Source organism: Tenacibaculum ascidiaceicola (assembly GCF_047470925.1).
GTDB classification, from domain to species: domain Bacteria; phylum Bacteroidota; class Bacteroidia; order Flavobacteriales; family Flavobacteriaceae; genus Polaribacter; species Polaribacter discolor.
Genome location: NZ_JAZKJP010000002.1, coordinates 197,257 through 215,038, shown reverse-complemented (window position 1 = coordinate 215,038; position 17,782 = coordinate 197,257). Strand labels below are relative to the sequence as shown.

Here is a 17,782-nt window from a genome sequence, read left to right as displayed (position 1 = left end):
GACTTTCATAGACTTTGAAGGGTCTAAAAATACAAACAACATAACTTTTTTTATGGTTTACAATAAAACCATAGTTAATCAGTTTTTTTTATCTTTAAAGAAATTAACTAAATATCATTTTATGAAAAGAATCTTATTTTTATTACTGCTTTCAATAGCTGTAATTGGGTGTAAATCTACATCTGTAACTAACACTAAACTTGACAATAAAACTGAACGAATGCTAAAAGGTAACTGGACTATTACTGCTGTAAACTTTCCAGGTTCAAACTACCTAAAAGTAAACTCATTTAATTTAGAAGACTCTAACTGCTTTATTGGTAGTAACTGGAGTTTTGTTTCAAACAACAACAAAGGAGAAATGAGCTTAAATAATCCAAGTACAGATTGTAAAGACTTTAGCTCTCCTATTACATGGTATGTTAATAAAGATGGGAACTTTGTATTAAAGATTATTAATAATCACAAAGCCAAAGACGTAAATGCTGGATATATTTTAAGGTTACGTAACGTTACCGAAACTAGTTTTGATTTAATAGATCAAGTTAACGTTGCAGGGCAAGTAAAAGACATTACATATTCATTTCAAAGACAATAATTAAGTAAGAATATTATGAAAAAATCAATCATTTATAGTTTATCAATTTTATTTTTAGCTGGTACTATTTTTACCTCTTGTAAATCTATACAAAACGCTAATAACACTCAAAAAGGTGCTGCTATTGGTACAGCTGCTGGTGCTGTAATAGGTGCTGTAATAGGTAACAATGTAGGAAGCAAAAACAACTCTGAACTAGGTGCCATTTTAGGTGGTGTCGTAGGTGGTGTTGCTGGTGGTGTAATTGGTAACCAAATGGATAAGCAAGCTCGTGAAATTGAAGAAGCTTTACCAGGTGCAGAAGTAGAAAGAGTTGGTGAAGGTATTAAACTTACTTTAGGAGAAAATGCTGTTCGTTTTGCTACTAATAGAGCTACTTTAACAGCTACAGCGCAGGCTAACTTAGATAAATTAGTACCTGTATTTAAAGATTATGAAAACACAAATATTGTAATTTACGGTTATACAGATAGTACTGGTGCTGTTGATTATAACCAAAAACTTTCAGAAAAAAGAGCTAATTCAGTAAGAAACTACTTAGCTGGTAAAGGATTAAACAACAGTCGTTTTGAAACTAAAGGACTAGGTGTTAAAGATCCCATTGCTACTAACGATACTGCTGAAGGAAGAAGTAAAAACAGACGTGTTGAGTTTGCTATTGTTGCAAACGAACAAATGATAAAAGAAGCTAAAAAAGAAGCAGGTCAATAAAAAAGCCTTCACAACAAAGATTAAAGACTACTCTAAATGAGTAGTCTTTTTTTTATCTTCAAACCATATCTTTTCCTAATTTTGCACACCATAAATCATAGTATAGAATGCCAAGAAGAGAGCGAAATAAGTTTGTAAAAAGAGGACAAGTCATTGAAATTTTAATTGAAGACTATGCCTTCGGTGGAAAAGGAATTGGAAGAATACGTTCAGAAGAAGGTGTTTTTGTAGTTTTTGTTCCTAACACTTTACCAGGACAATTAGTAAAAGCACGTGTAGATAAATCAAAAAAGAAGTATGCAGAGTGTAAGTTAGTTGATGTTTTAAAACATTCTGATGATGAAGTACCTGTTCCATATCAAGATATTCCTGGAGCACCTTATATTCAATTACCTATAGATTTACAACACAAATACAAGCAAGAAAGTACTTTATCTTTATTTAAACGCATTGGTAAAGTTGAAAATATTGAAGATCTGTTTGATGAGTTTATTGCTTCTCCAAATGTATTTCACTACCGCAATAAAATGGAATATGGCTTTTCTGCCATTGGTTACGACCGTGAAAATAAAACCGATATAGATGAGTTTACATTAGGTTTTAAACGTCGTGGTGTTTGGTGGATGGGTGATAACCTTGAAAAAGATTCTGGTTTATTTGACAAACAAGTTGAAGATAACATCAAAAACATTAGAGAGTATTGTGAAAAAACTGGTTTAGCGCCTTGGCACGGACCTAAAAAAGAAGGTTTCTTTAGATATTTTGTGGTAAGAAAATCATACAAAACCAACGAATTGTTATTCAACTTAGTAACCACTTCTCACGATTTATCAAAATTTGATTTAGATAAATTCGCCAACTATCTAGTTGAGTTATTTGGCGATAGAGTTGCTGGTTTATTACACACTATTAACGACGAAACTGGTGATAGAACTATTGCTACTTCAGGAAGCGTTAAATTGGTATACGGAAAAGATAAAATTGTAGAAGAGTTATTAGGGTTGAATTTTGAAATTAGCATGAAAAGCTTCTTCCAAACCAACCCTAAATCTGCCGAAAAACTATATACCAAAGTTGTTGATTATGCGTTAGAAAACAAAGATGCAATTGACAATACCGTAGTGATGGATTTATTCTGTGGTACTGGAACCATTGGGCAAATTATTGCTTCAAAGTCGAATAACACTAAAATTGTTGGTGTAGATATTGTAGCCTCTGCTATTGAAGACGCTAAGAAGAATGCAGAACGAAACAATATTGAAGGTTTACAATTTTATGCAGCTGATGTAGGAAAGTTCTTAAATGAACACCCACAATATAAAAACAAAATAAGAACCATTATTTTAGACCCAGCTCGTGCAGGAATTGCGCCAAAAACGCTTAAGAAAATCATAAACTTAAACGCTGATAGAATGGTTTATGTATCTTGTAACCCAGCAACACAAGCTCGTGACACGGAGGAATTGATAAACAACGGATACCAATTAAAAAAGATTAGTTTAGTAGATCAATTTCCACATACATCACACATAGAAACGGTGGTTTTATTTGAAAAATAACATAGTTAAGTTGATGCGTTTAATTGTTTAAAAGTTTATTTGCTATGAAAATTTATTCTTTTGAAAAATTAGAAGTTTGGAAAGAAAGTATTTCACTAACTAAAAATATATATAGTTTAACTGATAGCTTTCCTGCAAATGAAAATTTTGGATTAACATCACAACTAAGAAGAGCTACTATTTTAATAGCCTCTAACTTAGCAGAAGGTACAGCACGAAAAAGTAATAAAGATAAAGCTCATTTTATTACTATTTCTTATAGTTCAGCAATGGAAGTGTTAAATCAGCTCATAATATCAAAAGAACTAAATTATGTTTCTGAAAAAGATTATATTTTAGTCTGAAAAAAGCTAGAAAAGATAACCAATATGTTAAACGCACTAAGAAAATATCAACTTAACGCATAAACAACTAAACAGATAAACAGTTATATGAAAAAATACATTGCTCTATTCATACTTCTAGTAGGTTTAACAGCCTGTGAAAAAGATGATTTCTGTACACAAAACCCAGTAACACCCAATTTAGTGCTTCGTTTTTACGATATGGATAATACGAATGATTTAAAAAGTGTAGAACGCTTATCTGTAATTGCAGAAGGTAAAACTGATAGTCTCTTTACCAATAGAACAACAGATAGTATTGCTATTCCTTTAAACAGTTTATCTCAGAAAACAGTCTACACATTAAAAATGAATGATGTAGATGGTAATATAGCTAACAATAAAACCGCTACGCTTACTATTGAGTATAACCCTGAAGAAGATTTTGTTTCTCGCTCATGTGGTTTCAGAATTATTTTTGAAAATGTTACCTTAAGCCATACAGGTTGGATAGACAATTTATCTACTACAGAAATTCCTTTAATCGACAATCAAGCTAGCGCCCATGTACAAGTATTTCATTAGTTTATGTTTCGTTTTTGTATTTGTGAACGGATATTCACAAATAAACACGTCTAAAAAAGAAACCAAAGAAAAAAAAGATACCGTTACATATAAAACAGGATATGGCTTACGTATCGGATTAGACATTAGTAAACCTGGTCTTGCTATTATTGATAAAAGTTATAGTGGTCTAGAATTAGTGGGTGATTATAGAGTATCTAAAAAATGGTATATCGCTACAGAGCTAGGTTTTGAAGATGAAACTACTTATGAAGACTTTTCTTCTTCTAGTTCAAAAGGAAGTTATATTAGACTTGGAGCAAATTACAATGCTTACGAGAATTGGTTAGACATGAATAACGAAATTTATGTTGGTATGCGTTATGGTTTTGCCATATTTGATCATACCTTAAATAGCTACCAACCTAATGTTTCTTCGGGTACCGAAAATCTACCTCCTTATTTTCCCTCAAACCCAGTTACAACACCTATGTCTGATGACGGACTTACCGCTCATTGGACTGAATTACAACTAGGTATAAAGGCAGAAACTTTTAAAAACCTGTTTATAGGTTTTAGCTTTTCATATAAAATTATGTTAAGTGTTGACGATCAAAAAGGTTTTAAAACACTATACACACCAGGTTTTAATCGTGTTTTTGAAAGTAGTACAGGATTCGGATTCAATTATACAATATCGTACTTAATCCCTTTTGTTAATAAATAAATTATCAGCATACGCTTGATTTTACTAACTTTACTGCCTGAATAATAAAACTTATTAACAATGAATAAAATTCCAAGCGTAAACTTAGCAGATTTTTTATCAGACGATGCTGAAAGAAAACAAAAATTCATCAATGAAATTGGTGACGCTTATGAGAATATAGGATTTGTAGCATTAAAAGGGCACTTTTTAGACGATGAATTAGTAGACAACTTATATGCTGAAATCAAGAAGTTTTTTGATTTACCTACAGATGTAAAAGAAAAATATGAAATTCCAGGTATTGGTGGTCAAAGAGGATATGTTTCTTTTGGTAAAGAAAGTGCTAAAGGAAAAAAAGAAGGAGATTTAAAAGAGTTTTGGCACTTTGGTCAGTATGTTGATGCAGATTCAAAGTATGCTAAAGAATACCCAGAAAATGTAGAGGTTGAAGAATTACCTGAATTTAACAAAGTAGGTAAAGAAGCATACCAAATGTTAGAAAAAACAGCTAAATACGTGTTACGTTCGTTAGCATTACACTTAGGCTTGGAAGAAACATATTTTGATAACTATATTAAAAACGGAAATAGTATTTTACGTCCAATTCACTACCCTCCTATTACTACTGAACCTAAAGGAGCTGTAAGAGCTGCTGCTCATGGAGACATTAACTTAATTACTTTGTTAATGGGAGCACAAGGAAAAGGACTACAAGTACAAAACCATAAAGGAGAATGGATTGATGCTATAGCGGAAGATGATGAATTAATGATTAATGTAGGTGATATGTTATCACGTCATAGTAACAACAAGTTAAAATCAACAATTCACCGTGTAACCAACCCTCCTAAAGAATTATGGGGAACATCTCGTTATTCAATTCCATTTTTTATGCACCCTGTTTCTGATATGAAACTAGATGTTTTAGAAAACTGTATTGATGAAAACAACCCTAAGCAGTTTGAAGATATTACTGCGGGTGAGTTTTTAGATGAGCGTTTACGCGAATTAGGATTGAAAAAATAAATCTAATGGATTTACAAGATCAATTAAAAAATTTATTTCCAGAACATCAGTTTGAAGAAAAACCTGTAGAAAAAAAACCTGATATCTGGTTACAAGAAGAACCTATTCTTTGCAAGTATGAAAAACGAAAAGGGAAACCAGTTACCATCATAGATGGTTATAATGGAGCTACTCAAGATTTTAAAAAACTTGCTAAAGAAATTAAAACTAAGCTAAGTGTTGGCGGTAGTTTTAAAGACGATAAAATCATAATTCAAGGAGATTATAGAGATACTATAATGCAACTTCTTAAAGATAAAGGATTCAACGTAAAACGCGTTGGTGGATAAGTAAAAATGTCGAAGAATTGAATCTTCGACATTTTTTTTATATTTACAACTTTTGTAAAGTGTTAAATACCAACCAATAAATAATAACGTATAAAATAAATCGTTTATTTTATATAAATAAAGAAATCAACAAATTCCCTAGAAATCATGAAACATTCTTTATTACACATAACTAATGGAGACGTCACAACTCAAAGGCTTCAAAAATTAAACATTGAAGGTGATATTATTACATGGCGTGAAATGTTATGTGAAGGAAAAACATCTGTAGACGTAGGTAGTGAAGACTTCTGGAAAACTCGTTTTGACTTTTTAAAAACTACGTATAAAGTTACTAAGAAGAAGTTTATAGATTATACCCTTAAAGAGTACCGTAACCTTTGTAATCAAAAACAACAAGATGAGGTTGTTTTATGGTTTGAATACGATTTGTTTTGTCAAGTAAACATGTTAGCGGTAATAAGCTGGCTAAAAAGATATCGTAAAAACCACAAAATATCTTTGGTTACTAGTGGTAAAATAGATAACTCTAAAAAACTATATGGTTTAGGTGAATTATCTGATGACCAATTAATAGAGCATTTTAATAATAAAATAGAGCTCTCTCAAGACGATATTGAGTATGCAGACTACATTTGGCAATTGTATTGTTCAGATAGTCCGTTACCTCTTGAAAATGCGCATAAATTCAATCCAGAATCACCATTTGTATATTTAGAAAGTGCCATAAAAGCACATTTACTTCGTTTTCCTTCTATTGAAAATGGATTAAACCATATTGAAAATAATATATTAAAAATAGCTAACGAACATACTTTTGCCAACCAAAATGAATTCGTAGCTAATCTTTTAACTCACCAAGAAAACTACGGATTTGGTGACATTCAATACGTTAACAAACTTGAAAGCCTTAAAAAGCTATTTACCTCTTTTGATCCTGTAAAACTTAGCAAAACAGGAAAGAAAGTATTGCAAAACCAAACTAATTATTATGCAAAGATTCGTTCTGATTTTTCGTATCTTGGTGGCGCAAAAAAATACAGCTATCTCTATGTAAACTCTACTGATAAGCTGTTAAAAATAACATCGTAAATGAGTATACAACATTCTGAGCTCATCTTAAATCCAGATGGTAGTATTTACCATTTGAATTTAAGACCTGAACATATTGCTACCGATATCATTTTTGTTGGAGACCAGTATCGCGTCGATAAAGTTACCAAACACTTTGATACCATAGAGTTTAGCACCCAAAAAAGAGAATTTAAAACCACTACTGGTACCTATAAAGGAAAAAGGATTTCTGTAATTTCTACAGGAATAGGTCCTGATAATATTGATATTGTTTTAAACGAGTTAGATGCGTTAGTTAATATCGACTTAAACACACGTCAAGCTAAAGAAAAGCATACACAGTTAAATATTACCAGAATTGGAACTTCGGGTTCTTTGCATGCAGACATTCCTGTTGATAGCTTTTTATTAAGCTCTCATGGATTAGATTTAAACGGAATGCTTCAATCATATCAAGTAGATAAAATTTCACACCCTGATATTGAAGAAGCTTTTATAAAACATACCAGCTGGAGTACAAAAAAATCGTACCCATTAATTGTTTCTAACGGAAAAGCTTTAGAAGATAAGTTAATATCTGACAAAGTATACAAAGGTATAACTGCTACTGCTGGTGGATTTTATGGGCCTCAAGGACGTGTTTTACGTTTACCTTTACAAGACCCTGATTTAAATAAAAAGATTGATAGTTTTAACTACAACAACAATCGAATTACCAACCTAGAAATGGAAACTTCTGCTATTTACGGATTAGCTAAATTACTAGGACACAATGCTGCTTCAATGAACGCTATTATTGCTAATAGAGCAAACGGAACGTTTAGTGAAGATCCATACAAAGTAGTAAATGATTTGATTGTATACACTCTTGAGAAATTAGTTAAATAAATGCTGAAATTAAAAATAGGTGGTGTTCCAGAACATTTTAATTATCCATGGTACATCACTTTAAAAAATAAAGAATACACCAAAGAAGGAATAAACTTACGCTGGAAAGATTATCCTGGAGGTACAGGAGCTATGGCGAAAGCTTTACGCTCTGGTGAAGTTGATATTGCCTTAGTACTTACTGAAGGAATTATAAAGGATATTATTAACGGAAATCCGTCAAAAATTACACAAACCTTTGTAAAAAGCCCGCTTGTTTGGGGAATCCATGTAGCTGCCAATTCTAAATTTAAAACTATTGACGATTTAGAACACGCAACTGTAGCTATTAGTCGCTTTGGTTCAGGTTCTCAACTTATGGCAATTGTAAATGCTCATAACAATGGTTGGGACATTAATAAATTACAATTTAAAGTAGTTGGAGATTTGCAAGGAGGAATTGATGCTTTAACTAATGGAGAAGCAGACTATTTTATGTGGGAACACTTTACCACCAAACCATTGGTAGACAATGGTACTTTTAGAAGAGTTGGTAATTGCCCTACTCCATGGCCTTGTTTTGTTATTGCTGTTCGTGATGAAGTATTAGAAAATCATTTTGAAGAAGTAAAAAAAGTACACGATATAATTAATAATTGTACTAAAGACTTTAAGGATTTTGATAATATTGATGAAGTTCTTTCTAACAGGTATGAACAACAAATAGAAGATATTCAAGAATGGTTATCTATTACTGAATGGAATGACGGTGAAGCTATTTCTGAAAATTTAATTTCGGACATACAAAATAAAATGGTAGAGTTTAACGTTATTGAAAAGAAGGAAAATTCTGGTGACTTAATCAGAAATATGTATATTTGATTTTTATAAAACGGAATAATGATGAAAAAAGTAGTATTTATTGCAATTTGTACTGTTAGTTTATTAGGTTTTTCTTCTTGCGGAAGTACTAGTCCTTGTGGATTAGCAAAAACTAATCAAAACAAACAAAAACAACATCAACAACAAGAGATAGTAGTTGCAGATGCAACTGAAGTAGCAATCGCTGAATAAGTTGATGTTTCTTTATTCAAATTCAATAAATCCGCTTTTTTAGGCGGATTTTTTATTTTTAACTATTATGGCATAAAAAAATCCTTTTCTAAATAGAAAAGGACTTAATGTATTTTATATTGATTTTTACTTTGCTATAATTTCTCCTAATAATGCACCTTTTTCAAAGGCAAACACCATTACTAATAATAGTAAGATTGCTGCACCTGTAACAACATAATACTTAGTTTTATTTTCTTTTTTCATAATATATAATTCAGTTTAATTAATTCTTCTTTTTTAACATAGGTACAAACCTGAAACCACCTAGTTCGTGCTTTTCAAATTCTTTTGGCGACTTTCTTATAAAAAGTGTCATTACCTGCTCTTTATCTCCCACAGGAATCAACAACCTACCTCCTACTTTAATCTGTCCTAATAGTGCTTTAGGCACATATGGTGCTCCTGCTGTAACAATAATTTTATCAAAAGGAGCTTCTTCTGGCAACCCTTTATAACCATCACCAAAAATAAATCGTTTAGGTTTATAACCTAACTTTGGTAAAAACATCGAAGTTTTTTTAAACAGCTCATGTTGTCGTTCTATTGAATACACCTCTGCATCCAACTCTAACAATACTGCTGTTTGATAACCAGATCCTGTTCCAATCTCTAATACTTTATCGCCTGGTTTTATTTCTAATACTTGTGATTGAAATGCCACAGTATAAGGCTGAGATATTGTTTGTTCAGCAGCAATAGGGAATGCTTTATCTTGATAAGCATGTGCTTCAAAACTACTATCCATAAACAAATGTCTTGGAATTTTTCTAATAGCCTTTAACACTTTTTCATCATTAATTCCTTTTGCTTCTAAAACGTTTGCTAATTGATTTCTAAGTCCTTGATGTTTGGTTGTATCCTTCATTCTTACATTAATCTACCAATAGGTATTACTAGCTAAATTACTATAAAACCTATAATTTCTTATTTAAAATACCCTTTATGGGGCTCACTAATTATAAAATTTCGGCAGGATAAAAGTAGTAATAAATCTGTATAAAAGTGTATCTTTGTTTGCGTTGATTTTTTGTGGAAATCATTTCTTTTTCAACAAACCAATCAAATAACTAATAATCTTTCACTTATGTTAAAAGCTGGAGTTTTAGGCGCAGGTCACTTAGGAAAAATCCATTTGCGTTTGTTACAACAATCAGAAAAATACGAATTAGTAGGGTTTTATGACCCTTTTACAGAAAACGCACAAAAAGTAGCTGATGAGTTTGGCTATAAATTATTCGATTCAGTAGAAGCATTAATTGATGCTGTTGAAGTAGTTGATATTGTTACTCCTACTCTTTCTCACTTTGATTGTGCTAAACAAGCCATTGAAAAAGGGAAGCATATTTTTATTGAAAAGCCTATTACTAATACAGTATTAGAAGCAGAAGCTATAAGAACTTTAGCTAGTCAACATCATGTTCGTGGTCAAGTTGGACATGTAGAGCGTTTTAACCCTGCTTTTATGGCTGTAAAAGACTTGATTGACACACCAATGTTTATTGAAACACATCGTTTAGCTGAATTTAACCCTCGAGGAACAGATGTTCCTGTTGTTTTAGATTTAATGATTCATGATATTGACATTATTTTATCTGTGGTAAATTCAAAAGTAAAGAATGTGCATGCAAGTGGAGTATCAGTTATTTCAGAAACTCCTGACATTGCCAATGCACGTATTGAATTTGAAAACGGTTGTGTTGCAAACCTAACAGCAAGTAGAATTTCAATGAAAAACATGCGTAAAAGTCGTTTTTTCCAAAGAGATGCTTATATCTCTGTAAACTTTTTAGAAAAGCAATCTGAAGTTGTTAGAATGAAAGATGTGCCAGAAAAACCTGATGAGTTTGCTATGATTTTGCAGAATGCTGAGGGAGTTAAAAAGCAAATTTATTACGATAATCCTGAAGTAGTTGCAAACAACGCTATTTTAGATGAATTAGAGTCGTTTGCAGATGCTATTAAGAATAACACTACTCCTATTGTTTCGTTACGTCAAGGTACTGAAGCTTTACGTGTAGCACATCAGATTATAGATTGTTTTTAGAATAAAGTAAATAAGTAATAACCGCGTTAGGGATTGCAGTGAAAATCCTTTTTTATTATTCTGAGTGAATCGAAGAATACAACAAAAAAGATTGTAGCGGAAAGCCCGACCCGCAGGGGAACGCCCATATAAATATCAAAACACAACAACATGAAAAATATCGCCGTAATTGGAGCAGGAACAATGGGAAATGGAATTGCGCATACTTTTGCTCAATTTGGATACAATGTTCAACTTATCGACATTTCGCAAGCTGCCTTAGATAGAGGGCTAGCAACCATTACTAAAAACTTAGACAGAATGGTAGCGAAAGAAAAAATTACCGAAGACGATAAAAATAATACTTTAAATAACATTACTACACATACTTCTATTAAAGAAGGTGTTCAAAACACTAGTTTAGTTGTTGAGGCAGCTACTGAAAATGTAGATTTAAAACTTAAGATTTTTAAAGATTTAGATGAAGCTTGTGCTGAAGATACTATTTTAGCTACCAACACTTCATCAATCTCAATTACTCAAATTGCAGCAGCTACCAATAGACCTGAAAAAGTAATTGGAATGCACTTTATGAATCCTGTACCAATTATGAAATTGGTTGAAATTATTAGAGGATACAACACTTCTGATGAAGTAATGGACTTTACAGTTGATTTAACTAAGAAAATTAATAAGGTTCCTGTTGAAGTAAACGATTACCCAGGTTTTGTTGCCAACCGTATTTTAATGCCAATGATTAACGAAAGTATTGAAACTTTATACAACGGTGTTGCTGGTGTTGCTGAAATTGATACTGTAATGAAATTAGGAATGGCACATCCAATGGGACCATTACAATTAGCTGATTTTATTGGGTTAGATGTTTGTTTATCTATTTTAAACGTAATGTATGACGGATTTAAAAACCCTAAGTATGCTCCATGTCCGTTATTAGTAAACATGGTTGCAGCAGGAAAATTAGGAGTAAAATCTGGTGAAGGCTTTTACGATTACTCAGAAAGTAGAAAGGCAGAGAAAGTAGCGAAGATGTTTTCGTAAACTCTAACTTACATTATATAAAAAAGGGAGTTTCTAATAGAAACTCCTTTTTTTGTTAATCTTAATTAATTTTCCATTCGTCAGCCCTACCTTTAACAGGCTTATTCCATAAATCTCTTCTCATGGCCAAAGCTGTTCTGAAAAAATTTTCTTCATTTGGACTATTAATAAATCTTCTTATATTTTTCAAAACATCATCTGAAGCATAAAGTAATGAATTATAATAAAATTCTTCCAACTTCTGTTTGAAATACCTAACAAGCTCTTCTTCTTCTGTAATACTTTTGTGATTAGGATCGTTAATTTCAAACTGATTAATAGAACTGGGATTTAACAAACATCTCATAAAAATTAGAGTACTACGATATTTTCCTTCATTTATATTTTGAACCCTCATTACCGTTTCTCTTCTTCTTTCTAATAAATGCTTAATCCACCCACCTAAGATTCCTCCAATTCCTAATAAACTTATAATACTTATTATATCTTTTAGATCCATTCTATAAATTTAAATACATTAACACGAAGTATCAGCGATGATTTTCCATTCTCCTTGTATCTTCTTAAATATAATCATAAAAACGCCATCAGCGTCACCTACAGGTCTTTTTAAATGATATTCTCCCATTACAGAATAAGCCCCATCGATAATTTTGGAGATATCGTTTATTTTAAAAGTTAAAGTACCTGAGTGCTCTTTTGTTGGGTATCCTTTTTTATAATTATCTAAGGTATTGTGCCAACCAAAAGTTATTCCATTACGTCCATAAAATTTTAATGAATCGCTCTTCCAATATCCTTGCATAAAGCCTTCTAAATCGTGATTAGACCAAGCTTTTTCTTGTGCTTTCATTACTGATAGAATCTCTTGCTTTTCTGTTTCTTCTGAGACAGTTTGAGTTGCTTCTTGTTTACACGCAACAAATAGTGCCAATAAAAAAATGACAGTTAATAACTTCTTCATCTTAAAATAATGAATTTATAATTTCTTTTGTAGTAATCCCTTCAGCTTCTGCTTTGTAGTTCTTTACAATTCTGTGTGATAAAATAGGAATAGCTACTGCTTGTACATCTTCAATATCAGGTGAGTATTTTCCGTGTACTGCTGCGTGTGCTTTAGCTGCTAAAATTAAGTTTTGAGAAGCTCTAGGACCTGCTCCCCAATCGATATATTTTTTGATTAATTCTGTTGCTTTATCAGAGTTAGGACGTGTTTTACCTACCAATCTAACAGCATACTCAACTACATTATCTGCCACAGGTATTTTACGGATTAACTTTTGGACTTCAATAATTTCTTCTGAAGAAAAAATTGCATTCACTTTTTGTTCAGCTATTGAGGTAGTATTTTTTACCACTTGTACTTCTTCTTCAAAACTTGGATATTCCAAGTTAATTGAAAACATAAAACGGTCTAATTGTGCTTCTGGTAACGGATATGTTCCTTCTTGCTCAATTGGGTTTTGCGTAGCTAACACAAAAAACGGCAATTCTAACTTATAATGATGTCCTGCTACAGTTACCGACTTTTCCTGCATAGCTTCTAATAAAGCCGCTTGTGTTTTAGGAGGTGTACGGTTAATCTCATCTGCTAAAATAATATTCGAAAAAATAGGTCCTTTTATAAATTTAAAATGACGTGTTTCATCTAGTATTTCACTACCTAAAATATCAGAAGGCATTAAGTCTGGGGTAAACTGAATTCTATTAAAGTTAAGGCCTAATGCGCTAGAAATTGTATTTACTAATAAGGTTTTTGCCAGTCCAGGCACTCCTATTAACAGCGAATGTCCTCCACAAAAAATTGATAGTAATGTATAATTTACAGCTTCTTGCTGCCCTATTATAACCTTACCTATTTCTTGTTGTAGTTGGCTGTACTTTTCTACTAATGTGTTTACTGCTGTTACGTCAGACATAAATCAAGTTTTTCTTTGTTCAAAAAAATTTAATTACAAACTTTTATAAAATGAAATTCCCGCTTTCGCGGGAATGACAATATACTAAATTTATTACTTCTTATTTGTTTTCTTTTTTCCAATCTTTCTTAAAAGTACACTTCTTATAATCGTTGCTTAATTTTAAGTAAGTTTCTTGGATTTTTTCTTTCGTCCATTTTGTAATTTCTTCCTCTTTTTTCTTAGCTAAAGCAAACTGTTGCATTCTTACATAGTCTTCTACTAAATCAGCTTTATGTGTGTCTGTTTTCTCTTTTAATAAGATTACTTTATACATCTTTTCACCTTCACGAGTTTCATCGTAATAAACATCACATAATTCACCTTGTTTTAATTCACTAATTCTTGCAAATAAATCTGGTGGCATTCTTGTTAACTCAAAAGTAGGCTCTTGTGTATAAGGGTTCATTATGATACCTGCACTATTTTTTGTTTCTTCATCTTCAGAATACTTCTTAACAGCCTCTTCAAAAGTTATTTTTCCTTCTTTAATATCAGCTACTATCTTTTCTATTTCCTCTTTAGTTTCATTTAGCTTTTCTTCAGAAACTTCAGGCTGCATTAAAATATGTGATACTTCACGTTGATTCCCTTTTATTTTATGCAACTGAAGTATATGATATCCAAAAGCAGATTTAATAGGCTCAGAAATTTGATTTACATCTAATGAAAAAGCAGTTTCTTTAAACTCTTTAATAAACGGACTATCTTTAGTAATTACATATTTACCTCCGTTTTGAGCAACTCCAGGATCTTCTGAATTGATAATTGCTTTTAACTTAAAGCTAGCACCATTTTCTATCTCTTTTTTAATCTCTTTTAGCTTGTTAATTACACGCTCTTTCTCTTCTTCTGTTGGCTCTGCTTTTATTACTAATTGTTGTAATTGAACTTCAGCAGGTATTTCAGGAAGCTCTCCTTTATCTTCTAGTCCTTTGAAATAAATACGAATTTCTTCAGGAGTTACATCAATATTTTCAGTAATTTTTTGCTGTTCTTTTTCAATTAATAGATTTTCTCTTTGAACTCTTCCTAATTCTTTCTTTAAATCTTCAACATCATTAAAACCATAAGCTTCAACTACTTTTTCTTCACTTCCATATTCTTGTGTAAAGAAAGCAATACTTCTATCTACTCTACTATCTATTTCTGATTGAGATACTGTAACACTATCAATAACCGCATGGTGAGCTAATAACTTTTGCTGCATTAATTCTTCTAACATTTCACAGTCAGAAATCTTTACCTTTCCTTCACTTCTTAACTCTACCTCTTGCTTAAACTTATCTATATCAGAATCTAAAACAATGTTTTTACCTACTACAACAGCAACACCATCTATTTTAGTTCCTTGAGCGTTTAATGTTGTTAAGCTTGCTAAAAACAACGTAAATGCTATACTAATATTCTTTAAAGTTCTTGTTTTCAATTGCATCATTTATCAGCGTTTTTTCAATATCTCGTATTAATTCTAATTTTCTTTTATGTAAAATAATTTGCTTTATTCTAGGGCTTACATAGCTTAATGGAGCCGTAGCATTTTTTGGTAACATATTTTTTACAGCGACCAAATATACTCCTAAACTATCTTCTTTTTGTATGAATTTTGATATTTTTAACAAGTTTTCTTTCGTTTCGTTACGAAAAGGTGGAATTTTTTTCTTTAAATAGTCAAAAGTTACCCAAGTTGAATCTTGCAAGCGATACGATTTAAAATTTAATAAATGTCTCTCTAAATCTTCTTTATCTTCTTCTTTTTCTGATTTAAACTGTTTTATTGTTTCTTTTTTATCCAAGTAGTTTTTACCAAAGTGTACATATTCAAACTGTAGTAATTCTTCACTTACTTTAAAATTCTCTTTATTTTCTTGGTAATACAAAGCTATTTCCTCCTCAGTAACAACTGTATCTAATTGTTGTTTTATTAAACGCTCTTTATACCCATTAATGTATAAGCTCTTTTTATAATCGTTAACTAAGCTTTGTATTTCTTCACTGTTTACTTCTGATATATTTTCTTCGGCTTTTACATACAATAATTCTTGCTTTGCCCAAGAATTAATTAATCCTTTCACTATAACTAAACTATCTTTAGGTGAAAGGTTTTTTGGTAATAAACCTGCAATATCTTTCTTATACAAATGTTTATTATAAACAGTAGCTATTGGTCTTTCATTTGTAACCTTTTTAGTTTTTAAACTTATAAGATCACATGAAACTATTACTAATAAGGTAATTAAATAAATATATTTTCTCACTATACTATTGGTTATACGTATTCTTTAATTTTCTTAATGCCCCTTTTCTTACTCTAACCATATTGTTTTTTCGTAGCTCTTTAATCCATTTCTGTTCTAGCTCGTCTTGATAATCACTTATTACTTGCCCCCTTATATCATCAAGTTCTTTGCCATATTTTACTTTGTTCGCAATATAAAAAGATTTTAAGCCTAAGGTATCTTTTGATGCCTTATTCCATATTTTTTTTTGCATTAAATCAAATAATAGTAAACCTTCTTTATACTCTAACAATGTGTTTCTATATTCTAAATTTGTTTGAAACAAATTTTCTTTAAAAGAACTTAATAATGCTTTTCGTTTAAAATCTCTAAAACTTTCTGCTATAGTCTTGTTTTTAAATTTTATAAACTCTAAAAAATCTTTTTGAGTAAACTTTTTCTTATTAACAGAAAGTAATACAGCATTTAGCTCTTTTATCTTTAACTCCTCTTTTTTATTTTTTTGAAAAATTATCAATGCTTTAGGATATTCTTTAATTTGATATTTATCCTTAAGCTTCCTAAGTAATGCCTGATCGGATACCTTAACCCTTTTAGATTGTTTTACCTTTCTGGTTAACTCAGTTTTCATTTCTGAAAAAGGCGGTACTGGATAGTTTTTTATGAGTTTAACTATATGCCAACCATACACTGTTTTAAATGGTTTACTATAATCTCCTGGTTCTTTTAAGTTTCTTACATTATTTTCAAACTCCTCAACCATTTTTCCTGTTCCAAACCTTGGTAATTTACCTCCATTTTTGGCTGCATTAGTATCTTCTGAGTGTTCTTTTACTACTTCTTCAAATGGTTTTCCTGATTCTAAAAGTTTATATAACGAATGAATTTTTGACTCGCTTTTTGGTGAGTTTCTAACTAAAATATGAGCTGCTTCAAACTCTCCTTTTGATGGTCTTATACCTGTTACTTTTACAATATGCCACCCAAATCTTGTTTTAAAAGGTTCAGAAACTTCTCCTAGTTTTGTTTTATATACTGCCGTTTCAAAGGGATATACCATTTGAAAAGCTTTAAAATAACCTAAATTTCCTCCGTTAATTTTTGCTGATGGATCTTCTGAAACTTCTTTTGCTACTTTCTCAAAATCTTCTCCTTTTAAAATACGGTTTCTATATGTTTCAATCTTGTTTTTTAAAAACAATGTATCTACTGCTAACCCTTCGCTTGGATATCTTACTAAAATGTGACTTGCTTTAACTTCATTTTTAGTGCGATAATAAGCTTCTTCTACTAGTTCACTTAATGTTTCTGAATCATACAAATAAGGCGCTAATAATTCTTTTTTATAGGTTTCTAGCTCTCTTTGGTATGATTTTACGGTGTCTAGTTTTAAATTATAAGCTTCTTTTACTTTCAACTTATAATTAATAAACAGTTCTAAATAACTTTCAATAGTATTAGCTTCTTTATCCTCAGCAATAGTTAAATTCTTTTCATACATCTGCTTAAACTCTGATACCAATATTGGATCATCATTAATACGAAACAATTCCAAATCTTTTTGACCAAAAGAAGGAAACGTAATATAAAAAACAGCAGTTATGAAAAGTATTTTTTTCATGCTAT

Annotated in this window: 21 protein-coding genes; 14 read left to right on the top strand and 7 right to left on the bottom strand. The window is 31.1% G+C overall.

Annotated elements, in window-relative coordinates:
• Window positions 1–121: 121 nt before the first annotated feature.
• The 12 genes from VBY68_RS01355 to VBY68_RS01300 all read left to right on the top strand — a co-directional run bounded on the left by VBY68_RS01355 (window position 122) and on the right by VBY68_RS01300 (window position 8,834).
• Window positions 122–598, top strand: a complete 477-nt coding sequence (locus VBY68_RS01355; RefSeq protein WP_415268620.1) for a lipocalin family protein — start codon at window positions 122–124, stop codon at window positions 596–598.
• A 15-nt stretch (window positions 599–613) separates the two neighbouring features.
• Window positions 614–1,309 carry an OmpA family protein gene (locus VBY68_RS01350; RefSeq protein ID WP_415268619.1) on the top strand — a complete coding sequence of 232 codons (696 nt, stop codon included), beginning with the start codon at window positions 614–616 and terminating at the stop codon, window positions 1,307–1,309.
• A gap of 107 nt (window positions 1,310–1,416) precedes the next feature.
• Window positions 1,417–2,868: a 23S rRNA (uracil(1939)-C(5))-methyltransferase RlmD gene (gene rlmD, locus VBY68_RS01345; RefSeq protein ID WP_415268618.1), complete on the top strand. Its 1,452-nt coding sequence runs from the start codon at window positions 1,417–1,419 to the stop codon at window positions 2,866–2,868.
• Window positions 2,869–2,912: 44 nt separating this feature from the next.
• Entirely contained in the window at window positions 2,913–3,212 is a 300-nt protein-coding gene (locus VBY68_RS01340) for a four helix bundle protein (RefSeq protein ID WP_415268617.1), read from the top strand.
• Window positions 3,213–3,299: 87 nt separating this feature from the next.
• Window positions 3,300–3,776 carry a DUF6452 family protein gene (locus VBY68_RS01335; RefSeq protein ID WP_415268616.1) on the top strand — a complete coding sequence of 159 codons (477 nt, stop codon included), beginning with the start codon at window positions 3,300–3,302 and terminating at the stop codon, window positions 3,774–3,776.
• Window positions 3,757–4,482 (top strand): DUF6048 family protein, encoded by a 726-nt coding sequence (locus VBY68_RS01330; protein ID WP_274641277.1) that lies wholly within the window; start codon window positions 3,757–3,759, stop codon window positions 4,480–4,482. Before VBY68_RS01335 ends, VBY68_RS01330 begins: the two co-directional genes overlap by 20 nt.
• A gap of 60 nt (window positions 4,483–4,542) precedes the next feature.
• Window positions 4,543–5,490 (top strand): isopenicillin N synthase family dioxygenase, encoded by a 948-nt coding sequence (locus tag VBY68_RS01325; protein ID WP_073183641.1) that lies wholly within the window; start codon window positions 4,543–4,545, stop codon window positions 5,488–5,490.
• 5 nt (window positions 5,491–5,495) lie between these two features.
• A complete protein-coding gene (locus VBY68_RS01320) occupies window positions 5,496–5,819 on the top strand; it encodes a translation initiation factor (RefSeq protein WP_099216085.1) in 324 nt (107 codons plus the stop codon).
• 147 nt (window positions 5,820–5,966) lie between these two features.
• Window positions 5,967–6,911 (top strand): DUF1835 domain-containing protein, encoded by a 945-nt coding sequence (locus tag VBY68_RS01315; protein ID WP_415268615.1) that lies wholly within the window; start codon window positions 5,967–5,969, stop codon window positions 6,909–6,911.
• On the top strand, window positions 6,912–7,781 hold the full coding sequence (locus tag VBY68_RS01310; RefSeq protein WP_273695227.1) for a nucleoside phosphorylase: 870 nt from the start codon (window positions 6,912–6,914) through the stop codon (window positions 7,779–7,781).
• Complete coding sequence (locus VBY68_RS01305) at window positions 7,782–8,642, top strand: substrate-binding domain-containing protein (RefSeq protein ID WP_099216088.1); 861 nt, start codon at window positions 7,782–7,784, stop codon at window positions 8,640–8,642. It begins immediately after the preceding gene.
• An 18-nt stretch (window positions 8,643–8,660) separates the two neighbouring features.
• A complete protein-coding gene (locus tag VBY68_RS01300) occupies window positions 8,661–8,834 on the top strand; it encodes a hypothetical protein (RefSeq protein WP_167444751.1) in 174 nt (57 codons plus the stop codon).
• Between the two features lie 265 nt (window positions 8,835–9,099).
• Here VBY68_RS01300 and VBY68_RS01295 read toward each other — a convergent pair whose 3' ends face one another.
• Window positions 9,100–9,741: a protein-L-isoaspartate(D-aspartate) O-methyltransferase gene (locus VBY68_RS01295; RefSeq protein ID WP_099216089.1), complete on the bottom strand. Its 642-nt coding sequence runs from the start codon at window positions 9,739–9,741 to the stop codon at window positions 9,100–9,102.
• Window positions 9,742–9,960: 219 nt separating this feature from the next.
• On the opposite strand from VBY68_RS01295, the gene VBY68_RS01290 reads away from it, so the two are divergent.
• Together VBY68_RS01290 and VBY68_RS01285 are read left to right on the top strand one after the other, a co-directional pair.
• Complete coding sequence (locus VBY68_RS01290; protein WP_028892569.1) at window positions 9,961–10,920, top strand: Gfo/Idh/MocA family protein; 960 nt, start codon at window positions 9,961–9,963, stop codon at window positions 10,918–10,920.
• A 150-nt stretch (window positions 10,921–11,070) separates the two neighbouring features.
• Window positions 11,071–11,958: a 3-hydroxybutyryl-CoA dehydrogenase gene (locus VBY68_RS01285; protein ID WP_099216090.1), complete on the top strand. Its 888-nt coding sequence runs from the start codon at window positions 11,071–11,073 to the stop codon at window positions 11,956–11,958.
• A 61-nt stretch (window positions 11,959–12,019) separates the two neighbouring features.
• On the opposite strand, the gene VBY68_RS01280 is transcribed toward VBY68_RS01285, so the two are convergent.
• From VBY68_RS01280 to VBY68_RS01255, 6 genes are all read right to left on the bottom strand, one after another.
• On the bottom strand, window positions 12,020–12,457 hold the full coding sequence (locus VBY68_RS01280; RefSeq protein ID WP_415268614.1) for a hypothetical protein: 438 nt from the start codon (window positions 12,455–12,457) through the stop codon (window positions 12,020–12,022).
• A gap of 18 nt (window positions 12,458–12,475) precedes the next feature.
• Window positions 12,476–12,922 (bottom strand): YybH family protein, encoded by a 447-nt coding sequence (locus VBY68_RS01275; RefSeq protein ID WP_415268613.1) that lies wholly within the window; start codon window positions 12,920–12,922, stop codon window positions 12,476–12,478.
• Between the two features lies 1 nt (window position 12,923).
• On the bottom strand, window positions 12,924–13,877 hold the full coding sequence (locus VBY68_RS01270) for an AAA family ATPase (RefSeq protein ID WP_415268612.1): 954 nt from the start codon (window positions 13,875–13,877) through the stop codon (window positions 12,924–12,926).
• A 100-nt stretch (window positions 13,878–13,977) separates the two neighbouring features.
• A complete protein-coding gene (locus tag VBY68_RS01265) occupies window positions 13,978–15,354 on the bottom strand; it encodes a peptidylprolyl isomerase (RefSeq protein ID WP_415268611.1) in 1,377 nt (458 codons plus the stop codon).
• Complete coding sequence (locus VBY68_RS01260; RefSeq protein WP_099216094.1) at window positions 15,317–16,174, bottom strand: hypothetical protein; 858 nt, start codon at window positions 16,172–16,174, stop codon at window positions 15,317–15,319. The genes VBY68_RS01265 and VBY68_RS01260 overlap by 38 nt, the downstream gene beginning before the upstream one ends.
• A 4-nt stretch (window positions 16,175–16,178) precedes the next feature.
• On the bottom strand, window positions 16,179–17,777 hold the full coding sequence (locus tag VBY68_RS01255) for a peptidylprolyl isomerase (RefSeq protein WP_415268610.1): 1,599 nt from the start codon (window positions 17,775–17,777) through the stop codon (window positions 16,179–16,181).
• Between the last annotated feature and the right edge of the window lie 5 nt (window positions 17,778–17,782).

Bases quoted from the DNA above. Each gene is read 5' to 3' on its own strand.
- VBY68_RS01355 (WP_415268620.1), top strand. From the start codon at position 122: ATGAAAAGAATCTTATTTTTATTACTGCTTTCAATAGCTGTAATTGGG.
- VBY68_RS01350 (WP_415268619.1), top strand. From the start codon at position 614: ATGAAAAAATCAATCATTTATAGTTTATCAATTTTATTTTTAGCTGGT.
- rlmD (WP_415268618.1), top strand. From the start codon at position 1,417: ATGCCAAGAAGAGAGCGAAATAAGTTTGTAAAAAGAGGACAAGTCATT.
- VBY68_RS01340 (WP_415268617.1), top strand. From the start codon at position 2,913: ATGAAAATTTATTCTTTTGAAAAATTAGAAGTTTGGAAAGAAAGTATT.
- VBY68_RS01335 (WP_415268616.1), top strand. From the start codon at position 3,300: ATGAAAAAATACATTGCTCTATTCATACTTCTAGTAGGTTTAACAGCC.
- VBY68_RS01330 (WP_274641277.1), top strand. From the start codon at position 3,757: ATGTACAAGTATTTCATTAGTTTATGTTTCGTTTTTGTATTTGTGAAC.
- VBY68_RS01325 (WP_073183641.1), top strand. From the start codon at position 4,543: ATGAATAAAATTCCAAGCGTAAACTTAGCAGATTTTTTATCAGACGAT.
- VBY68_RS01320 (WP_099216085.1), top strand. From the start codon at position 5,496: ATGGATTTACAAGATCAATTAAAAAATTTATTTCCAGAACATCAGTTT.
- VBY68_RS01315 (WP_415268615.1), top strand. From the start codon at position 5,967: ATGAAACATTCTTTATTACACATAACTAATGGAGACGTCACAACTCAA.
- VBY68_RS01310 (WP_273695227.1), top strand. From the start codon at position 6,912: ATGAGTATACAACATTCTGAGCTCATCTTAAATCCAGATGGTAGTATT.
- VBY68_RS01305 (WP_099216088.1), top strand. From the start codon at position 7,782: ATGCTGAAATTAAAAATAGGTGGTGTTCCAGAACATTTTAATTATCCA.
- VBY68_RS01300 (WP_167444751.1), top strand. From the start codon at position 8,661: ATGATGAAAAAAGTAGTATTTATTGCAATTTGTACTGTTAGTTTATTA.
- VBY68_RS01295 (WP_099216089.1), bottom strand. From the start codon at position 9,741: ATGAAGGATACAACCAAACATCAAGGACTTAGAAATCAATTAGCAAAC.
- VBY68_RS01290 (WP_028892569.1), top strand. From the start codon at position 9,961: ATGTTAAAAGCTGGAGTTTTAGGCGCAGGTCACTTAGGAAAAATCCAT.
- VBY68_RS01285 (WP_099216090.1), top strand. From the start codon at position 11,071: ATGAAAAATATCGCCGTAATTGGAGCAGGAACAATGGGAAATGGAATT.
- VBY68_RS01280 (WP_415268614.1), bottom strand. From the start codon at position 12,457: ATGGATCTAAAAGATATAATAAGTATTATAAGTTTATTAGGAATTGGA.
- VBY68_RS01275 (WP_415268613.1), bottom strand. From the start codon at position 12,922: ATGAAGAAGTTATTAACTGTCATTTTTTTATTGGCACTATTTGTTGCG.
- VBY68_RS01270 (WP_415268612.1), bottom strand. From the start codon at position 13,877: ATGTCTGACGTAACAGCAGTAAACACATTAGTAGAAAAGTACAGCCAA.
- VBY68_RS01265 (WP_415268611.1), bottom strand. From the start codon at position 15,354: ATGATGCAATTGAAAACAAGAACTTTAAAGAATATTAGTATAGCATTT.
- VBY68_RS01255 (WP_415268610.1), bottom strand. From the start codon at position 17,777: ATGAAAAAAATACTTTTCATAACTGCTGTTTTTTATATTACGTTTCCT.